Origin of the sequence: Corynebacterium glyciniphilum AJ 3170 (assembly GCF_000626675.1) — a bacterium.
GTDB lineage: Bacteria > Actinomycetota > Actinomycetes > Mycobacteriales > Mycobacteriaceae > Corynebacterium > Corynebacterium glyciniphilum.
Map to the genome: position 1 here is coordinate 3,482,657 of NZ_CP006842.1, position 17,425 is coordinate 3,500,081.

The window sequence follows — 17,425 nt, forward strand, 5'->3', positions numbered from 1 at the left end:
GTCCAGCCATTGTAATAGACTGGTGTGCATGATCGTTCTCTCTGTCCTGCTGTTCATCCTGGGCGCTGCCGTGCTGGTCACCGGCGTGCTTGCCGTCACCGCGAAACTGCCGGGGAACCGGTGGGTGGGACTGCGTATCCCGGAGGTGCGCAAGAACCAGGAGATGTGGGACACCGGCCACCGTATCGCCGGCCCGACGTGGACGGGAGCGGGTGTCGCCCTCATCGTCGCCGGCGTCGTCGGCCTGCAGGGCGGATGGCTGTGGGCCATCTCGGGCCTGCTGGTGGTCGGTGCACTGTTCCTGATCGGCATGGGTGCCGCGCTGGCGGCGCAGACATTGGCGAAGATCGACCATGCGAAGGCTCAGCAGGCTGAACAGCAGCGGGCCGCGGCAGGCTGCTGCTCGTCGGGGTCATCGTCCGACAGCTCCTGCGGCGGAGACTGTGACGGCGACTGCGGCGGCCACGACAGCGTCACCCCTGTCGAACTGGACCTCGACGCCGCCCGCCGGGCCGCAGCCGCGCGCGACGCCCGTTAGCCGTACTTCCCGGGGGAGACGGCCCTGGCACAGCAGAACCTCCGTGTTATGTCGGTTTCCCCTGTCAGACCGACACAACCCCGGGGGCATTAAGAAGCGGTTCAGTTACGCTGGGCGTCTATGAGCGCACACACCTGCGAGGACATTCCCACCCGTCTCGGGAAACTTCTCGACACCTTTCCGGTGGTCGTCCTCCAGGGCCCGCGAGGGGCAGGGGTCGCGGACGTGGCAGCATGCGTCACCGGGACGCGCGGCAGTCGGACGGTGCTCCTCGACGGGACGGAACCGTCCGATGACCCCGACACTGTTCTCCGGCGCGTCCGCAGAGAGGCGGAACGGACCCACCGTCCCGGCGGGTTTCTCATCACCTCCCACACCGACCGGCGCCAGGAGGACGACACCGCCGGATGGACGGTGCCATGCCCCGGCCCAGTACGACGGACAGGAACGGCTACGGTTCCGCCCTCGCGGCCGGCAGCTTCCCGGAGCTCCGGGTCCTGCCCGAGAGGATGCGGTCGGTCTGGCTCGACGCCTATGTGTCCAGCCTGGTCAACCGCGATATCGCCGAACTGATGCGGCTGACGGACCCGGCCCGGGTGACCTCGGTGCTCCGGCTCCTCGCAGCGAATCAGGCCGGCGAACTCGTCCGGGCCCGTCTCTCGAAGCAGACAAGCATCCCCGAAAGTACGCTCACCAGCTACATCTCCCTGTTGCGTAGCCTCTACCTCATCGACGAGCTTCCACCGTGGACGGCGAACCTCGCCCGGCGTGAAATTGGGCGTCCGAAGGTCTTCCTGCCGGACAGTGCTCTGGCGATGCACCTGTCGGGGGTGACTCAGGGTCAGTTGGCGACGAATTCCGAGTACTTCGGGCAACTGCTCGAAGGGTTCGTCGCCGCAGAGCTACGACGCCAGCAGGCCTGATCGAACGCCGATTTCCGGTTGTACTCCTACCGGAACAGCAATGGCCGTGAGGTGGATTGTCTGGTGGAACTCAGCGACGGCCGGTTCATCGCCGGGATCGTCCTGTCGACGGCGCAGGACCCTGTTCCGTTCGGTGACCGCCTGTGGGGCATGCCGGTCTCAGCACTGTGGGAGCCCGGCACCCCGCCGACTACGCTGAAGCACCATGAGCTCCGCGTCTGTTCCTGCACCGTCCACCCCGGCCGTCGTGGTCTGCGGGTCGTTGAACGTCGACACGTTCGTCCGGGTCGACCGATTTCCGACGGCGGGGGAGACGACGATCGCCTCTCCGAACGGCAAAGCCCTGGGTGGTAAGGGGGCCAACCAGGCAGTGGCTGCGGCCCGCTACTTCGACGGCACGGTCGTCTTCCAGGGCACAGTCGGTGCAGACACAGAGGGCGATGCCGCCCTCGCCACCCTGACCGACTACGGCGTCGACGTGTCCGCCGTCGCCCGCGCGCCGCAAGACGTCCCCACCGGCCAGGCGTTCATCATGAATGACGCGGACGGCGAGAACATCATCGTGGTCACCTCCGGGGCCAACGAATACACCGTCCCGGCGACACAGGACGGCGACACCGGCACCGCCGCCGTGCTGCTCGCCCAGGGTGAACTCACCCCGGAGCACTCCGCGGCCCTGCCGGAGCTGGCGCAGCGTCTCGGCGCCCGGTTCGTCCTGAATCTCGCACCGGTGACCACCCGGGCCCCTGATCTGCTCGCCGCGGCGGACCCGCTGATCCTCAACGAGTCCGAGGCGGCCGAGGTCTTCGGCACGACGTCGGATGCCACGGCCGTCGCCGACGCCGCTGTCGCCGCAGTGGACGCGGGCCTCGCGACGTCCGTGCTTGTCACCCTCGGCGCCCAGGGAGCGGTCCTGGTCACCGCTGAGGGACGCACGGACATCGCCCCGGTGCCTGCGGACAGCGTCGTCGACACCACCGGCGCGGGCGACGCGTTCTGCGGGACGCTCGCTGCCGCCCTGGCGGAAGGCGAGAGCCTCGTCACGGCGGCGCACCTGGCGTCCGCAGCAGGGAGCCTGGCGGTACGCGGCCGCGGTGCCGCACCGTCCTACGCCGGGCGGGATGAGGTGCGCGCTCTGCTCTAGACTGTCCCACCATGAGGAACTTCATCAACCGCATCCTGGGATATCGCCCCGATCTGCTGATCGTACTGATCGTCCTCGGCGTCATTCTCGCCCTCATCGTGCCCGCCCGCGGCAGCGCCGCAGACGTCATGGACTGGGTCGTGAAGATCGCCATCGGCCTGCTCTTCTTCCTCTACGGCGCCCGGCTGTCCACCCGCGAGGCACTCAACGGGCTGAAGCACTGGCGCCTGCACCTCCTGATTCTGGCGTTCACTTTCGTGGTCTTCCCCCTCGTCGGCCTCGCCCTCATGCCACTCAAAGGCGTCATCGGCGACGAGCTCTACCAGGGAATCCTCTTCCTCACCCTGGTCCCGTCCACGGTGCAGTCCTCGGTCGCCTTCACCTCCATCGCCCGGGGCAACATCCCCGGCGCGATTGTCAGCGCCTCGGCGTCGAACCTCATCGGCGTCTTCGCGACTCCACTGCTGGTCCTTCTACTGATGAGCGGTACGGACGGCGGGCTGCACATCGACACCTCGGTCTTCATCGACATCGCCCTGCAGCTGCTCGCACCGTTCATCCTGGGCCAGGTCATGCGCAACGTCCCCGGCGTGAAGACGGTCGCTGGGGCGAAACCCACCAGCTACGTGGACAAGATCTCGATCGGCCTGGTGGTGTATGTGGCGTTCTCCGAGGGCATCGTGATGGGCGTGTGGAGTTCGGTGTCCTGGATCGCCATCGTCGGGATCTGCATCGGCTCCGTGATCGGGGTCTACGCCATGCTGTGGTTGACCTCGTGGACGGGACGTCGCCTCGGCTTCGACTACAAGGACCAGGTCGCGATCCAGTTCTGTGGCACCAAGAAGTCGCTGGCGTCCGGCCTTCCGATCGCAGCCGTGCTCTTCAGCGGTGGCACGGGCCTGATCATCGTGCCGTTGATGATCTTCCACCAGATCCAGCTGATGATCTGCTCGGGGCGGGCGGCGAAGTACGCGGCCGAACAGCCGGAGAACACCTGGTAGTCCGGTCAGACGCTACCGGCTCCCCGGCACCAGAGACGCCACCCGGTCGGAGAGGCGCCACTCGTCGCGGCGTCGGGCGGTACGCTGCAGCACCCCACGCTGCGCCAGCCACGTCATCAGCGACCGCGCGTCCGGTTCCGCGGCCTGCTGTAACAACGCCGCCACCTCGAGATCCACGGTCCCGGCGGCCATCAGATGGCGCAGGACCACCAACGTCGCAGCATCGCGGGCGACTCCGCGGCCGTACTCGGCGCGCACGGCGCTCAGCAACGAGACGAACTCCATGTCCGGTTCCCCGTTGAACAGGGTCACGTCCACCGCGTCCTCTTTCGCGTCGACGACCGGCGGCTCGAACCCTGCCGACAGCATCGCCAACCACATCCGGTCGAAACCTCGGGACGACCACCGTTCCAGCCCCAGCAGCTGCATCGCGTTGAGCAGGGCCGGGTTCCGCGGCTGCGACGGTCCCGACAGCAGTCGGTCAACGGTGTTTCCGCCCGGCAGACCACCGGGGGAGTGGACACGGATCATCTGCGGGGACTGGAACACGACCACCGGCTCCGGACGTGACCAGTCCCGGTGCACCAGGGCGTTGGTGATCGCCTCGTCGGCGGCAGCAGCTGGGATCGATGAGTCGTCATGCGCCCTGACCAGATCACGGAGCGACGTCGCCGACAGGACCAACGGCAGGTCCAGCGGAGTCTCGGTCGGTGGGTGGCCCGAATCCGCCTCGTCGGCCCGGTACAGGTGTCGGGCGCCCGGGGCCCGGTGGAAGAGGAGTTCCGCGGCGACCGTCGGGGCACCCTCATCTGTCAGCAGGTCCAACTTGGCCAGCAAACCCGTGCCGGTACTGTCACCGTTGGGCAGCGTCCCCGCACGCTGTGCCGCAGCCAGCAGCTCACGGCCTGCCGCCAACGCCTCCACGTCATAGTCCTGCAGAGGAACCGACGACCGCACCGCGGTGTCATCGGGATTCCCGCGAGCCCGGGCGAGCAGTTCCTTCGGCTCCCCGTCCAACGGCAGGCAGGCGTCCCCCACCCTGTGCCGGACGATCTCGTCCGGCCCCGTGTGCACCGCGAGCCCGGCAGGAACCCGGATCACGATGATGCGTGCCCCGTGGGAATAGGCCTCCCAGGCGTCCACCGTCAGATGAGGGCGTGTGCCGGTGAAGATCAGGTGGGCGATCTCTGCCGGATTGCGGTCGGTGCCGTTGAAGGCGTCCGGGCCCGGGGTCCGGTCGGCGATGCCGAAGACGATGAAACTGCGTCCCGCTGAACCGTTGGCGAAGCAGCAAGCGGTCTTGACCAGCATGTCGGCCGCCTTCTCGTCCGGACGACGGGTCGGGGTGTGGACCGGGTCCTCCTTGAAGTCCAGGACGCTGGACTCCAGGTCATCCGCCACCGCACCGTCCAGGATGCGGTCCAGCGCCTCGGCGACATCGCGGGGGAGTGCACGTTGCCGGCCCGGCGCGTCCCCTGCAGAGTCCATGGCCGAAAGACTATATCCCGCGGATGTCGCCGGCGACCGGACGAGAACGTTTGACGTACCCCAACCGCGGCCGGAACCCTGCCGGGTGCTTCAACTGCGCCACGCAATCGGCGATGACCAGCCGGAACCTCGGGTCCATCGTCGGCAGCTGGGCGACGGGGAACCAGCCGACCTCGACCGACTCCTCGTCATTGACCCGCGGCTCGGCTGCACTGTCCGGGGTGAGGACGCACCGCACCGTGGTGTCCATGAAGCTGCACACATCCCCGTTCGGATAGGTCACCGGACCGACCGCACCCGTACCGATCAGCGCATCAACCTCGACCGTCAGGCCGGTTTCTTCGGCGACCTCGCGCACAGCCGCGTCGGCGACCTCCTCACCCGGATCGATGATGCCGCACACCGGTGTCCAGCGGCCGTCGTCCGCCCGCTTGACCAGCAGGACGTCCGGCGTGGCGAACATCGGCGCGTCCTCCGCGACGTCCCGGACCACGACAGCGGTGACTCCCGGCAGCCACAGTGGTGCATGGCCGACCTTGTCGCGGAGCTCGGAGATAAAAGGCGGTGTTCCCATGGGAGACGAGTCTAATACCCGTGACAACTCGGCGCTGTTCCCCGGACAGAGGTTACGGTACCTTTACCTCCATGAGACGCTCACTGCTGCGCATCGGCGCCGCCGCCACCGCCCTGGCCACCGGAATTGCACTGGCCGCCTGCACCTCCGACGACGAGGGCACGGACGGCAACGGCTCCGGGGACGCTACCTCGACCGCGACCGACTCCTTCCCCGTGTCGGTGCCCACCACCTTCGGCGACATCGAGATCCCCGAACAGCCCACCCGCATCGTCGCCCTGGGGTGGGGCGACGCCGACATCGCCCTCAACCTGGGCGTCCAGCCCGTCGGCGCCAGCGACTTCCTCGGATTCGGCGGCGACGGCGTGAGTCCCTGGAACGAAGAGACCTACGATGAGTCACCCGAGATCCTCTCCGGTGGCGGCAACCAGGACGTCGACATCGAGAAGATCGCAGCCCTCGACCCGGATCTCATCCTCAACGTGAAGTCCGCGAGCGACCAGGAGACCTACGACCAGCTCTCCGCGATCGCACCGACGATCTCCGCGCCCGAGGGCGACGAGGGCTACACCGTGACCAGGGACACCCAGGTCGACATGATCGCCACGGCACTCGGCGAATCCGCCAAGGGTGACGAGATCAACCAGGAGGTCGACGATGCCATCGCGCGCGTCCGGGACGACCACCCGGAGTGGGCCGGCAAGACGGCCTCCGTCGTCTCGAAATACGGTGAAGGCTGGGCCGCCTACTTCGAGGGCGACGGCCGTATGGACCTGCTGACCTCACTCGGGTTCACGGAAACCGGCAACGTGGAGAAGACACCGGACACCTTCTTCACGCAGCTCTCCGACGAGAACCTCGACACCGCCGACGCCGATGTCGTCGTCGGCTTCCCGATCGGCATCACCCAGGAGGAGTTCGAGGACCTGGGCCCCTGGAAGAGCCTCGGCGCAGTGAAGGAGGGCCACGCCATCGTCGCCGACGATGACCTGTCCCAGGCGTTCTCCCTCGGTTCCCCCGATTCCGTGCTGTGGGCGCTGGAGCAGATCACGCCGAAGCTCGAGGACGCCACGAGCTAGCACCGGCCCCATGTTGGAAAGTCGCCCTCCCAGGCAGCGATCCAGCCCGATCTGCTCCCTGGAAGGGTGATAACTCTGCATCGGCCCCCTGCTGCCCCGGGATCGAGTTAGATCAAGCTATGGGGGCATTCGGGGGATACCACTGGAATCAGGCTGCGCGGAACGGACGGATACGACCGGGGCGCGGCCCCTACTTCGCGCGACGGGTCTTCCCGACGCGTATCCCTCTGCTGCGCACCACAGCACTTGCCCGCGGAACCCCGCGTTCAGTGGTGGACTCCTGGGAGAAGTTGGTGCGACGCGTCGTTCTGCCTCCATTGCCCGAGAACGTCGACACCTCCTCACGCCTGGGGCCCTGCGGACACGGGGACGACCCTTCGCCGTACCTCTGGGACATCGTCACCCGTACCCGCGCCCTGTGGTTACTCACCAGCGACGCCGTCGTCGGGGGCTGGAGCGCCGCAGGACTGCACGGGCTGCCGCACTGGGCCGACAACGAAAAGGTCGTCCTCCTGTCCACAAGGACCCGCCGCAACAACACCGGATCCAACGGTGCCGTGTTCCGGGCGCTGAAGGACGGCACCCCGACGGTGACTCCCGACCCTGAGTTTGCGGAGATGCGGGCCGTCACTGCCGCGACCGCCGCCGCCCAGTGCCTTGCGATGATCCTGACCGGGAAGAAAACGTGGTACGTGCATGACGTCCCCGGCATGGAAGACCGTCACGTCCGGGCGATCCAGTTCATCGACGCCATGTACCAGTGCACGCACCTCACCGCCGAGTTGATCCTCGACGGTGCCCGGGGGATCGTCTGCCGCCGGACCCTGAAGCGGCTGCTCACCCTCACCGACTACGGGGCACAGTCGCCGATGGAGACCGTACTGCGCCTGGTTGTCCGTGACGAACTTCCGGACGGCTACCGGTGGACGTCCCAGGTCAGGATCGACCTGGGGAACGGGCGGTCTACCGTACCGGACCTGGCCTGCCCCGAGCTGGGCATCGCCTTGTACTACGACGGCAGGCACCATGACGAACCCGGACAGACGGACACCGACTTCATGTTGTTCCAGAAGCTGAAAAACGCCGGGTGGGAGGCTCTCCGGGTCAACCGGAAACTACTCGCGGACCTGGAGGAGCTCATGGAGCAGCTACAGGGAGCGATCTTCCGGGCGCAGGAGGTCCGGGCGCATGCAGCTCGTGCGTCCCGTCCTGCAGATGTCGGATGATCACCCTCCCAGGCAGGGTTTCGAACCCGGCAGCTGCCTGGGAGGGCGACAATCCGACATTGTGGGTGGGGGAGGAGAGTACGGAGTCCGCCTCAGAACACCAGGTTCACCAGCAGCATGTAGATCACCGTGCCGAACAGGATCGACATCGTCGCCGAGCGTCGCCACAGGTGCAGTGCCGCGGTCGCCACGACGGCGATCAGCGCCGCACCGATACCGCCGGGATTCTCCGTGGAGTTGACCAGGGTGTACATCACCAGCACCGTCATCACACCGGCGGGCATGGCGATCCCCAACCAGGCAACCAGGGCCGACTCGCGGAAGTACCGCATCGCCGCGAACGGCAGGGCACGCAGCAGCAGGGTCACCAGGCCGACCCCGCCCAGGATCAGCAGGGTGTTGGTCAGGTCCACGCCTGCGGGAAGGCCGCTACTCATCGCCGGACCCCTTTCCCCGTGATCCCTGTTCCCCCTGTGACCGGTGCGTCCACAGGAACCGTCCCACCAGGTGCACGAAGTACAACGACAGTCCGATCAACAGCATCTGCTCCTGGCTCACGGCGTAACCGACCGCACCCGCGACAACGGCGACGACGGGCAGCCACACGTCCCGGCTGACGTCCAACGCCTCGATCGCCAACACCACGAACAGCGCGGTCAGCGCGAAGTCCAGGCCCACCAGATCCAGCGGCAGTGCCGACCCGACCAACGCGCCGACGACGCCGAAGACCACCCAGGCGGACTGGCAGAACATCTGCACCGCCATGACCCGAGGCTGGGTCCACACCGACCGACGCTTCGTGGACAGGATCGCGTAGGTCTCGTCCGTCAGCGAGTAGATGCCGTAGGCCTTCGCCGCCGGCGAGGTCACCGCCTCCACCGGGTAACTCAGCCCGTAGAACACGTGGCGGAAGTTCACCAGGAACCCGTACAGCGCAGCGGAGAGAGGCGCGACACCACCGGTGACCAGTGTGATCGCCAGGAACTCCATGGACCCGGCATAGAGCACGATGCTGAACACCGGCGTCCACCACCAGGCGAAACCGGTCTGGGTGACCAGGAGTCCGAAGGCCAGCCCCAGGGGTATCAGCCCGAGAGCCACGGTCCAGCTGTCCTGGATGCCTTTCCTGAACTCCGCGGATGCGGCAGGACTCACTGGTTTCCCCACCAGCGCTTCAGCTCGGCGATCGCCTCGTCACGGTCCATGGGGCCACGGTCCAGGCGCAGTTCCTTGAGGAACGCCCACGCCTTGCCGACAGCAGGCCCGGGCGGCAGGTCGAGGATGGTCATGATCTCGTTGCCGTCGAGGTCGGGGCGGACGGCGTCGAGATCCTCCTGCTCCCTGAGTTCGACGATGCGGGTGTCGAGATCCTCGACCGCCCGCGCCAGCCGGGCGGCCTTGCGCTTGTTCCGGGTGGTGCAGTCCGCCCGGACGATGACCTGCAGCTGGGGGAGGAGGTCACCGGCGTCGGCGACATAGCGCCGCACCGCCGAATCGGTCCACGCGCCGTCGCCGTAGCCGTGGAAACGCATGTGCAGGAACACCAGTTGACCGATGTCCTGGATCTGGCGTTTCGGGTACTTCAGCGCCTTGAGCCGCCGACGGGTCATCCGTGCACCGACCACCTCGTGGTGGTGGAATGTCACCGCCCCGGAGTCGGTGAACTCGCGGGTGTCGGGTTTGCCGATGTCGTGCATCAGGGCGGCCCACCGCAGCACAAGGCGCGCCTCGTCAGGCACCTCGTCGCCCAGCCGCCCCTCCAGCTCCGTGGCATTGCGCAGGACCTGTAGGGAGTGGGCGTAGACGTCCTTGTGCTGGCGGTGCTCGTCCTGGGTGAGTTTCAGGGCGGGGAGTTCGGGCAGGACGTGGTCGGCGAGCCCGGTCTCCACCATCATGTCCAGGCCCGTCCAGGGCTCGGCACCGAGCATGAGCTTGTTCAGCTCGGCGGCGACCCGTTCGGCGGTGATGCGCCCGATCTGGTCGGCCATGTCGGTCATGGCGGTACGCACCCGGTCGGCGACGCTGAATCCCAGTTGGGAGGCGAAGCGGCAGGCGCGGAGCATGCGCAGCGGATCGTCGTGGAAGGACTGTTCCGGCGCAGCCGGGGTGTCGAGCACTCCGGCGGCGAGGTCCTCAAGCCCGTTCAACGGGTCGCGGAGTTCGTGGTCGCCGTCGGCGGAGAGTTCGAGGGCGATGGCGTTGCAGCGGAAGTCGCGACGCACCAGGTCACCGTCCAGCGTGTCACCGAAAGTGACCTCGGGGTTGCGCGACGCCCCGTCGTAGGCGTCGGCGCGGAAGGTGGTGATCTCCACGATCAGGCCGTGGAACATGGCGGATACGGTGCCGAACTCGATACCGGTGTCCCAGACGGTCTCAGCGACCTCGTCGAGGATCGCGGTCACGACGTCCGGGCGCGCGTCGGTGGTGAAGTCCAGGTCGAATTCAGGAACAGCACCAGAGTCCGGGGTCAACCGTCCAAGCAGGGCGTCCCGGACGGATCCGCCGACAAGGTAGAGCCGGTGGCCACGGGAGACGAACGCCTCCGCCAGTGCGGTGAGCGTCCGGTCGGTTCTGTCGTCGTCCTTCACCGCCGACCATGCGGTGGCGAGCATCGTCGCTGCGTCCTGGTTCTCCTGCGTCTGCCGTCCGGTCACCCCCCGGATTTTACAGTTCCCACAAACTGCCCCGCAGGCACTACCCTTGTTCCCCATGAACCAACGGCGTCGCCGCTCCAACGGGAGCTCCTCACGGCCGGACCAGCGCCGGTCTCCGGCACGCTCCGTTCAGCAGCGTGACCACAGTGAACTGCCGACCTCGGTGGAGACCAGCGCCGGTGGCCTCGTGTTGTCGGGGCTCGCCGAAGCGGTGCGGGGGGACGGGTCGGTGGACCTGTCGCGGATGTACGTCGCCCTCATCGGACGGCTGGACCGTCGTGGCCGGTTGCTGTGGTCGATCCCGAAGGGCCACATCGAGCCGGACGAGTCCCACCACACCACCGCGGAGCGTGAGGTGTGGGAGGAGACCGGTGTCAGCGGGGAGGTCGTCAGCGATCTCGGGACGATCGACTACTGGTTCGTCTCGGAAGGCCGCCGCATCCACAAGACGGTGCACCACCACCTCCTACGCTATGTCGACGGCGACCTCAATGACGAGGACCCCGAGGTCACCGAGGTGGCGTGGCTGCCGGTGAGCAACCTCGTCGAGCGTCTCGCCTACGCCGATGAGCGCAAACTCGCCCGTCAAGCCCACGACCGGTTGCCCGACCTCGCCCGCGCGGAGGCGAAGGCCGGGCGACGCACCCCGCGGTAGTGAGGCGGCGGATGTCGCGGTCGTCGCGATTGACACTGCCGGTCCGGCCACTGGCCTGTCTCGCCGTGGCGGCCGTGGGGTTGGCGCTCACGCCGGTCGTTCCGGTCGCACCGGCACAGGACGGTCCCGCAGGGGGGACGCTCTGGTCGAATCCCGAGGCGCGGTCCGCGGACCCGGACAGTGGAGTGTCGCTGGAGATCCTCGGACAGCAACCGGCCACGGTTACCGGCAGCGGGGCCCTGGACCTGCGGATCCGCGTGACGAACTCCTCTGACCAGGAGCTCTCGGGCCTGCAGTTGCGTACCCAGCACCAGAATGCCGTGGACGCGCCGGACGGTGTGGCGACATCGTTGATGTCGAATCAGGGGGAGTACCCGTGGGTGGGTCCCTTCCAGCAGCTCGACGGCACCCTGGATCCCGGCGAGGAACGTCAGTTCCGCCTGACCGTGCCCGTCGACGGGCGTGCCGGCAGTCTCAGCGGCCTGGGACTGGAGGGCCCCGGCGTCTACCCGCTGTTGCTCAACCTCAACGCCGACCTGGGGGGATCGGGAACGTCCTTCGTCGCCGCGACACGCACGACCGTGACCGTCACCGAGACGGAGGGCAGCGACAACACCGGGAACCCTGACGAGACCGCCACCGGCCGGCCTGCGGGGATCACCATGCTCTGGCCCCTGTCGTCGAGTGCCACGGCAGGTGCGGGCCAGGTCGGCGACGCTCCCGAACCCAATGAGCTGTACCTTCCCGACGAGTCACTGGCCGAGGAGCTGCAGCCGGAAGGTCGGCTCAGCACCCTGTTGTCGACGTACCGTTCGGCGGCTGCCGACTCCGACGACCTGCAGGAGGCGACGTGCATCGCCATCGACCCTGACCTGCTCGAAACCGTATCCCGGATGAGTGGGGGCTACCGGGTCGGCGAGGCTCCGAGCCCCGTGGAAGAGCCGGTGCGACTCCGTGACCGGTGGACCACTAACCGCACCGGAGACGACTCCGTCGAGGGCACCGGAGCCGCCGATGCCGCGTCGTGGCTGGAAGAACTGCGCACCATCGTCGACGGTCAATGCACCGTCCCGCTCCCGTTCGGCGGCGCTGATGTGGATGCCGTCACCGGGGTCGACGATCCCCGGGTCACCGAACTGTCGGAACGCGGGACGGAGACGATTTCGGACATTCTCGACACCGACTCCGCCGAAGGCGTGGTCGTGCCGGGATCGGGATATGTCTCCGATGCCTCGGTGCAGCGGTTCAGCACCACCGGCAGGGAAACACCGACCACGGTGCTCGTCGCGGATGACTCGGTGGCCACGAACGACGGTGGAGAAGCCGGAATCGTCACCCTGCCGGGTGGGACGCGTGCCCTCCGGTTCCCCGCCGCGCTGGGTTCCGCACTCGCGGCCACCGGGAACAGCCCCACCACGACCGCCTACAGTGCACCGACGTCGCGACGCGACCTCGACGACGACAGTGCGGCCGAACGAATGGCGGCCGCGGTCGGCGTTCTCGACCTGGAACTGAGCGGTGCCGGCTCCTCCGACAGCGCGCCGGCCGGCAATGTCATCGCCACTCCACCGGCGGAATGGACCGTGGATGAGGACGACGCGGCGACGTGGCTCGAGGCGGTGACCGGCCGTCTGGAGGACGGGTCGGCCCGTGCCGTCTCTTTCGGAGCCGCCCTGCGTGGTGTGGCATCCGATGGCTCGGTGCAGGAACCGGAAGCCGATCCCGCACCGGTGGGGGAGGGCGAGGTCGCCGAGGGAAGAGGGCTCGCCGAGGACCTGCACGACTTCACCCGGATCATGGTCGACAACGACAACGTCGCTCTCACCCCTGAGATCTTCACGCGTCCCATGGTTGATGACCTGCTTCGCTCATTGACGGACAATCGTCGCCGGGTCGCCGATGAGCATGCCGCCGCCCGCGACCGCGCAACCGAACGTCGGGGGAGTGTCCGGGCTCTGATCCGCGAGCTGCGTGAGTCGGTGTCTCTTCTGCCGCCGGGCAGCGTGTTCACCCGGACCAGCGATTCTTCACCCCTGATCGTGGTGGCGCGCAACGGGCTGCCCCTGCCGGTGCGGGTGAACGTCGACTACGAATCCGACGACGGGGTCACCCTCAACACGCCCGGGATGCAACTGATTCCGGCACAGGGAAGTGTCACCCTGCAGATGACGACGTCCTTTCCCTCGGACATCCGCGAGACCGACCTGACCATGTATCTCGAAACGCCGGATGACATGCGCATTTCCGATCCGGTGACGATCCGCATGGCGTCCGGCCCCGGCAACGGCGCGCTCGTCGTGGGCATCGGTGTGGCCGTCGTCTTCGGCCTGTTCGCCGTGATCCGGGTGACCAAAAGACACCGGCAGTTAGCGAACCACCGGGGGCGTGCACGAAGATAGAGCGGTGACTGATTCTCGAGAAGACCCCGGCGACGCCGCACATACCGGCGAACGGGGGCGGTTCCGCGCCGCCACCCCGCCGGCGAAAGCTGCGCCATCCCGGTCCTCCCGCTCCTCCGGATCGACCGACCACGACACCAGTGACGCCACCGGCGGCACCGATTCCGGTGCCGACCATTCGAAGCTGAACATGTCCCCCGCCGAGCGGGCGGCGACGGATCCGCGGTTGACCAAGGCGACAGCGGCAGCGTCGAAGACCACCAGTTCGTCCGGCGCGAGCATCACCGAAGCTGCGGACGGTAACGAGGGATCCGGCGCCACGACGGCCTCAGACACCGATGTCGTCCGCGCGACGGGATCGATGGCGATAGCCACCCTCCTGAGCCGGATCACCGGCTTCCTGCGGACCGCTTTGATCGGTTGGGCCCTCGGTGCCGGGGTCGCCAGTGCGTTCAACACCGCGAACACACTGCCGAACCTCATCACCGAGCTGGTGCTCGGTGCGGTGCTCACCAGTCTCGTCGTGCCGTTGCTCGTGCGCGCGGAGAAAGAGGACTCGGACCGCGGCGCAGCGTTCATCAGACGCCTGTTGACCTTAACGTTCACACTGATGATGACCGTCACGGTCATCGCGGTGCTTGCCGCACCGCTATTGACCCGGGTGTCACTGGACTCCGATGGCCAGGTCAACATCGGCATGTCGACCGCGTTCGCCTACCTGGTGCTGCCGCAGATCGTGTTCTACGCACTGTTCGCGGTGATGATGGCGGTACTGAACACCAAGGGCATCTTCAAGCCCGGTGCCTGGGCACCAGTGGTCAACAACGTGGTCACCCTGGCTGTCCTGAGTCTTTACATCCTGCTGCCCAATGAGTCGAAGCTCGGCAAGGATGACGTCGTGACGATCACCGACCCGCACATCATGCTGCTGGGTCTGGGTACCACGCTGGGTGTCGTCGTGCAGGCGGCGATCATGGTCCCCTACCTTCGCAAGGCCGGGGTGGATATCCGACCGCTGTGGGGCCTGGACGACCGGCTGAAGCAATTCGGCGGCATGGCCCTGGCAATCGTGGTCTACGTGCTGATCTCCCAGATCGGCTGGGTCCTCAACAACCGCATCGCCTCCAGCTCCGGTGCAGGCCCGACGATCTACATGCAAGCCTGGCAGCTGCTGCAGGTGCCCTACGGTGTGATCGGCGTGACCCTGCTGACCGCGGTGATGCCGCGCCTGTCCCGCAATGCCGCCGACGGCGACGACAAGGCCGTCGTCAAGGACCTGACCATGGCGACGAAACTGACGATGCTCGCGCTGGTGCCCGTCATCGCCTTCTTCACGGCCTTCGGCACGCTGATCGCCCCCGCGCTGTTCGCCTACCAGGAATTCTCACTCGACGACGCGAACGTCCTGGGCTGGACAATCAGCTTCTCCGCTTTCACGCTAGTCCCCTACGCGATCGTGCTGCTGCACCTGCGCGTGTTCTACGCCCGTGAGGAAGTGTGGACGCCGACGTTCATCATTGGCGGCATCACCATCACCAAGGTGTCCCTGGCGTACCTCGCCCCGCACATCGCCAGCGAGCCCCGTCTGGTGGTCGTCCTGCTGGGCGCGGCGAACGGCATGGGATTCGTCGCCGGAGCCATCATCGGTCACCGGCTGCTGAAACGTTCCCTGGGACACCTCGGCATGCGCAGTGTGCTCAAGACTTCCTTGTGGGCCCTCGGGGCCTCTGCGGTCTCGGCCCTGATTGTCTGGCGTCTGGACGCTCTCGTGGACCGTTTCCTCATTCCGGACGGCTTCATGTTCGGCTTCCTCCTGCGTCTGATGATCGCCGGTGTGGTGTTCCTGGCGATCGTCATGCTGATCATGTCGCGCTCGAAGCTGCCGGAGGTCATGACCGTGGGTGCGACGCTGGCCCGTCTGCCCGTGGTCGGACGGTTCTTCGCCGGTGCCGTCCCCGAGGACGAGGACGGGCGTCCTGCGGCACGTATCACCGAGATGCCGATCGCCGGCATGGCGGGCCTCACGGGACAGGACGTGGTGGGCCCTGCGATGCCGCCGCTGTCGGCAGGCCGGGTCCGCGGTCCGCGTCTGGTCCCCGGTGCCCCGATCCTGCAGGGCCGGTTCCGGCTGCTGTCGGATCACGGTGGCTCACCGGCGGCCCGGTTGTGGCAGGCCCGCGACAACGAGACCGGCGACCTGGTCGCCCTGACCATTCTCGACCCACAGGTCGCCGGTGTCGGTTCCCGCGAGCTGCTGGACCGCAGTGCCACTCTCGCAAAGGTCTCGTCCCCGGGTGTGGCACGGGTGCGGGAGATCTGCGACGCCCGGACACTGGTCGTGGTCGTCGCCGACTGGACCGACGGTGCACCGTTGACCCGGGTGGCGGAGTCCGGTCCCGACCCGCTGGCCGCCGGTTACGCGATGGCCGATCTGGCGGATGCCGCCGGCGACGTCGCCGACCTGGGCGGATCGCTGGGCATCGACCACCGCAACCGGCTGCGGATCAGCTCGGAGGGCCGTGCCGTCCTGGCGTTCCCGGGTGTGTTGCCGGGCGGCTCATCCCGCCAGGACGTGCACGCGATCGCCGTGTCGCTGGACATGCTGTTGAGCTCGGTGCCGTCGCACCTGATCCCGGCGGAACTCCAGCAGATCCTGGACGACGCCCGACAGGTCGACGGTGTCGACGCCCGGCAGTTGGCTACGCGGTTGCGCGCGGCCACGACCTCCGAGTCACCGGACGCCGACCTCGTCACCAGTGCCGACGTCGCGCCGAACCCGGAACAGCGTGCCGGCTTCGGTGCCGCGCCGGAGAAGCCGGGGCGCACCGCGCTGTCCGTGACACTGACGATCGCCGGACTGTTCCTCATCGTCGCGCTGATCGTTGTCGTGGTGGCCTACTTCGGCGGTGACCGCAGGGATTCGCCGGTGACCACGGACTCGATCCGTGGCGGACAGTCCACCTCGGCCCAGGCAGCCGCAGAACCGGAACCCGTGGGCGTGTCGGACGCCAGTGAATGGGCCCCGGCCGAGAGCGGCACCGGGACCCTCGACAACCCGGAGGATGCCCCGTTGGTCATCGACGGAGACCCCGCGACGACCTGGAGTTCAGCACAGTACGTCGACCAGCTGGGGGACGGGCCGTCCTCCCTGAAACCGGGGATCGGGCTGCTGCTCTCACTGGACGAGGCCGCGTCGGTGACCTCTGTCGACCTCGAGGGTGTTCCGGACGGGACCCGGATCGAGCTGCGCTCGGGGTCCGGCGACATCACCGCGGTGGACCAGACGGAGCTGGTGGACGCGGAGACCGCGTCCGGTGGCACGCTGACCCTGTCCGGCGAGGACGCGCCCACCGGCGACCGTGTGCTGCTGTGGATCACCGAACTGCCGATGCCGGAGGCTGCCTCGGTGGGAGAGGTCACGGTGCACGGCGTGCGGGAGTGACCGCGACATCAAGCGACGTATCGTGCCGTATCCGGAAAACTGGATACGGCACGATACTTTGCGATACGCCGCCAGCCACCGAACCGTCCGAACCGGTAGCGTCCGCGGCCGTGCAGCCGTGTCCCGTCCTGCTACACCTCGTGGTCAGTCGATAGCAGTTCAGGAGCGAGGCTGGGCGGTGTCCGCGCGCGTGCGTCCCCCCATCGCAACCCACCATTAAAGCCCACATGCCCCCCAACCCTGGGCCGTCCGGCCTCGCGGTGGTGAAGTTGTCCACAGCCCCTCCGCAGATGCGTTCCGTT

At 67.6% G+C, this 17,425-nt stretch carries 13 protein-coding genes and 1 pseudogene; 9 read left to right on the plus strand and 5 right to left on the minus strand.

The genetic code is table 11. From position 1 onward, the window contains the following. Nucleotides 1–28: 28 nt before the first annotated feature. The 4 genes from CGLY_RS16155 (at nucleotide 29) to CGLY_RS16175 (ending at nucleotide 3,606) form a co-directional block, all read left to right on the plus strand. On the plus strand, nucleotides 29–538 hold the full coding sequence (locus CGLY_RS16155) for an SdpI family protein (RefSeq protein WP_038550671.1): 510 nt from the start codon (nucleotides 29–31) through the stop codon (nucleotides 536–538). 419 nt (nucleotides 539–957) lie between these two features. Next, complete coding sequence (locus tag CGLY_RS16165; RefSeq protein WP_158407412.1) at nucleotides 958–1,461, plus strand: ATP-binding protein; 504 nt, start codon at nucleotides 958–960, stop codon at nucleotides 1,459–1,461. A 205-nt stretch (nucleotides 1,462–1,666) separates the two neighbouring features. After that, entirely contained in the window at nucleotides 1,667–2,605 is a 939-nt protein-coding gene (locus tag CGLY_RS16170; protein ID WP_052540482.1) for a ribokinase, read from the plus strand. 11 nt (nucleotides 2,606–2,616) lie between these two features. Then, nucleotides 2,617–3,606, plus strand: a complete 990-nt coding sequence (locus tag CGLY_RS16175) for a bile acid:sodium symporter family protein (protein WP_038550677.1) — start codon at nucleotides 2,617–2,619, stop codon at nucleotides 3,604–3,606. Nucleotides 3,607–3,618: 12 nt separating this feature from the next. Here CGLY_RS16175 and CGLY_RS16180 read toward each other — a convergent pair whose 3' ends face one another. After that, nucleotides 3,619–5,094 (minus strand): ATP-binding protein, encoded by a 1,476-nt coding sequence (locus CGLY_RS16180; RefSeq protein ID WP_038550679.1) that lies wholly within the window; start codon nucleotides 5,092–5,094, stop codon nucleotides 3,619–3,621. A 10-nt stretch (nucleotides 5,095–5,104) separates the two neighbouring features. Further along, nucleotides 5,105–5,668, minus strand: coding sequence for an NUDIX hydrolase (locus CGLY_RS16185; RefSeq protein ID WP_038550680.1), 564 nt, complete (start codon nucleotides 5,666–5,668; stop codon nucleotides 5,105–5,107). Nucleotides 5,669–5,739: 71 nt separating this feature from the next. Between CGLY_RS16185 and CGLY_RS16190 the strand changes: the two genes are divergently transcribed. Then, nucleotides 5,740–6,747: an iron-siderophore ABC transporter substrate-binding protein gene (locus CGLY_RS16190; protein WP_038550684.1), complete on the plus strand. Its 1,008-nt coding sequence runs from the start codon at nucleotides 5,740–5,742 to the stop codon at nucleotides 6,745–6,747. A gap of 119 nt (nucleotides 6,748–6,866) precedes the next feature. After that, nucleotides 6,867–7,973: a hypothetical protein gene (locus tag CGLY_RS16195; RefSeq protein WP_052540485.1), complete on the plus strand. Its 1,107-nt coding sequence runs from the start codon at nucleotides 6,867–6,869 to the stop codon at nucleotides 7,971–7,973. Between the two features lie 92 nt (nucleotides 7,974–8,065). Here the strand turns inward: CGLY_RS16195 and CGLY_RS16200 are convergent, their stop codons facing one another. The 3 genes from CGLY_RS16200 to CGLY_RS16210 are packed head-to-tail and all read right to left on the minus strand — an operon-like array spanning nucleotide 8,066 to nucleotide 10,585. After that, nucleotides 8,066–8,410 carry a branched-chain amino acid transporter permease gene (locus CGLY_RS16200; protein WP_038550686.1) on the minus strand — a complete coding sequence of 115 codons (345 nt, stop codon included), beginning with the start codon at nucleotides 8,408–8,410 and terminating at the stop codon, nucleotides 8,066–8,068. Next, nucleotides 8,403–9,128 (minus strand): AzlC family ABC transporter permease, encoded by a 726-nt coding sequence (locus CGLY_RS16205; protein WP_052540488.1) that lies wholly within the window; start codon nucleotides 9,126–9,128, stop codon nucleotides 8,403–8,405. Before CGLY_RS16205 ends, CGLY_RS16200 begins: the two co-directional genes overlap by 8 nt. Next, on the minus strand, nucleotides 9,125–10,585 hold the full coding sequence (locus tag CGLY_RS16210; protein ID WP_038553714.1) for a CCA tRNA nucleotidyltransferase: 1,461 nt from the start codon (nucleotides 10,583–10,585) through the stop codon (nucleotides 9,125–9,127). The genes CGLY_RS16205 and CGLY_RS16210 overlap by 4 nt, the downstream gene beginning before the upstream one ends. 199 nt (nucleotides 10,586–10,784) lie before the next feature. Between CGLY_RS16210 and CGLY_RS16215 the strand changes: the two are divergent. The 3 genes and pseudogenes from CGLY_RS16215 to CGLY_RS16225 form a co-directional block, all read left to right on the plus strand. Next, nucleotides 10,785–11,282 (plus strand): annotated as a pseudogene (locus CGLY_RS16215) (NUDIX hydrolase); the annotation flags it as partial. A gap of 11 nt (nucleotides 11,283–11,293) precedes the next feature. Next, complete coding sequence (locus CGLY_RS17645; protein WP_158407413.1) at nucleotides 11,294–13,681, plus strand: hypothetical protein; 2,388 nt, start codon at nucleotides 11,294–11,296, stop codon at nucleotides 13,679–13,681. Nucleotides 13,682–13,685: 4 nt separating this feature from the next. Further along, a complete protein-coding gene (locus tag CGLY_RS16225) occupies nucleotides 13,686–17,123 on the plus strand; it encodes a murein biosynthesis integral membrane protein MurJ (protein ID WP_052540493.1) in 3,438 nt (1,145 codons plus the stop codon). Nucleotides 17,124–17,425: the final 302 nt, after the last annotated feature.

What these genes read in the sequence shown, in the direction of transcription:
- CGLY_RS16155 (WP_038550671.1), top strand. Translation starts at nt 29, where the DNA reads ATGATCGTTCTCTCTGTCCTGCTGTTCATCCTGGGCGCTGCCGTGCTG.
- CGLY_RS16165 (WP_158407412.1), top strand. Translation starts at nt 958, where the DNA reads ATGCCCCGGCCCAGTACGACGGACAGGAACGGCTACGGTTCCGCCCTC.
- CGLY_RS16170 (WP_052540482.1), top strand. Translation starts at nt 1,667, where the DNA reads ATGAGCTCCGCGTCTGTTCCTGCACCGTCCACCCCGGCCGTCGTGGTC.
- CGLY_RS16175 (WP_038550677.1), top strand. Translation starts at nt 2,617, where the DNA reads ATGAGGAACTTCATCAACCGCATCCTGGGATATCGCCCCGATCTGCTG.
- CGLY_RS16180 (WP_038550679.1), bottom strand. Translation starts at nt 5,094, where the DNA reads ATGGACTCTGCAGGGGACGCGCCGGGCCGGCAACGTGCACTCCCCCGC.
- CGLY_RS16185 (WP_038550680.1), bottom strand. Translation starts at nt 5,668, where the DNA reads ATGGGAACACCGCCTTTTATCTCCGAGCTCCGCGACAAGGTCGGCCAT.
- CGLY_RS16190 (WP_038550684.1), top strand. Translation starts at nt 5,740, where the DNA reads ATGAGACGCTCACTGCTGCGCATCGGCGCCGCCGCCACCGCCCTGGCC.
- CGLY_RS16195 (WP_052540485.1), top strand. Translation starts at nt 6,867, where the DNA reads ATGGGGGCATTCGGGGGATACCACTGGAATCAGGCTGCGCGGAACGGA.
- CGLY_RS16200 (WP_038550686.1), bottom strand. Translation starts at nt 8,410, where the DNA reads ATGAGTAGCGGCCTTCCCGCAGGCGTGGACCTGACCAACACCCTGCTG.
- CGLY_RS16210 (WP_038553714.1), bottom strand. Translation starts at nt 10,585, where the DNA reads ATGCTCGCCACCGCATGGTCGGCGGTGAAGGACGACGACAGAACCGAC.
- CGLY_RS17645 (WP_158407413.1), top strand. Translation starts at nt 11,294, where the DNA reads ATGTCGCGGTCGTCGCGATTGACACTGCCGGTCCGGCCACTGGCCTGT.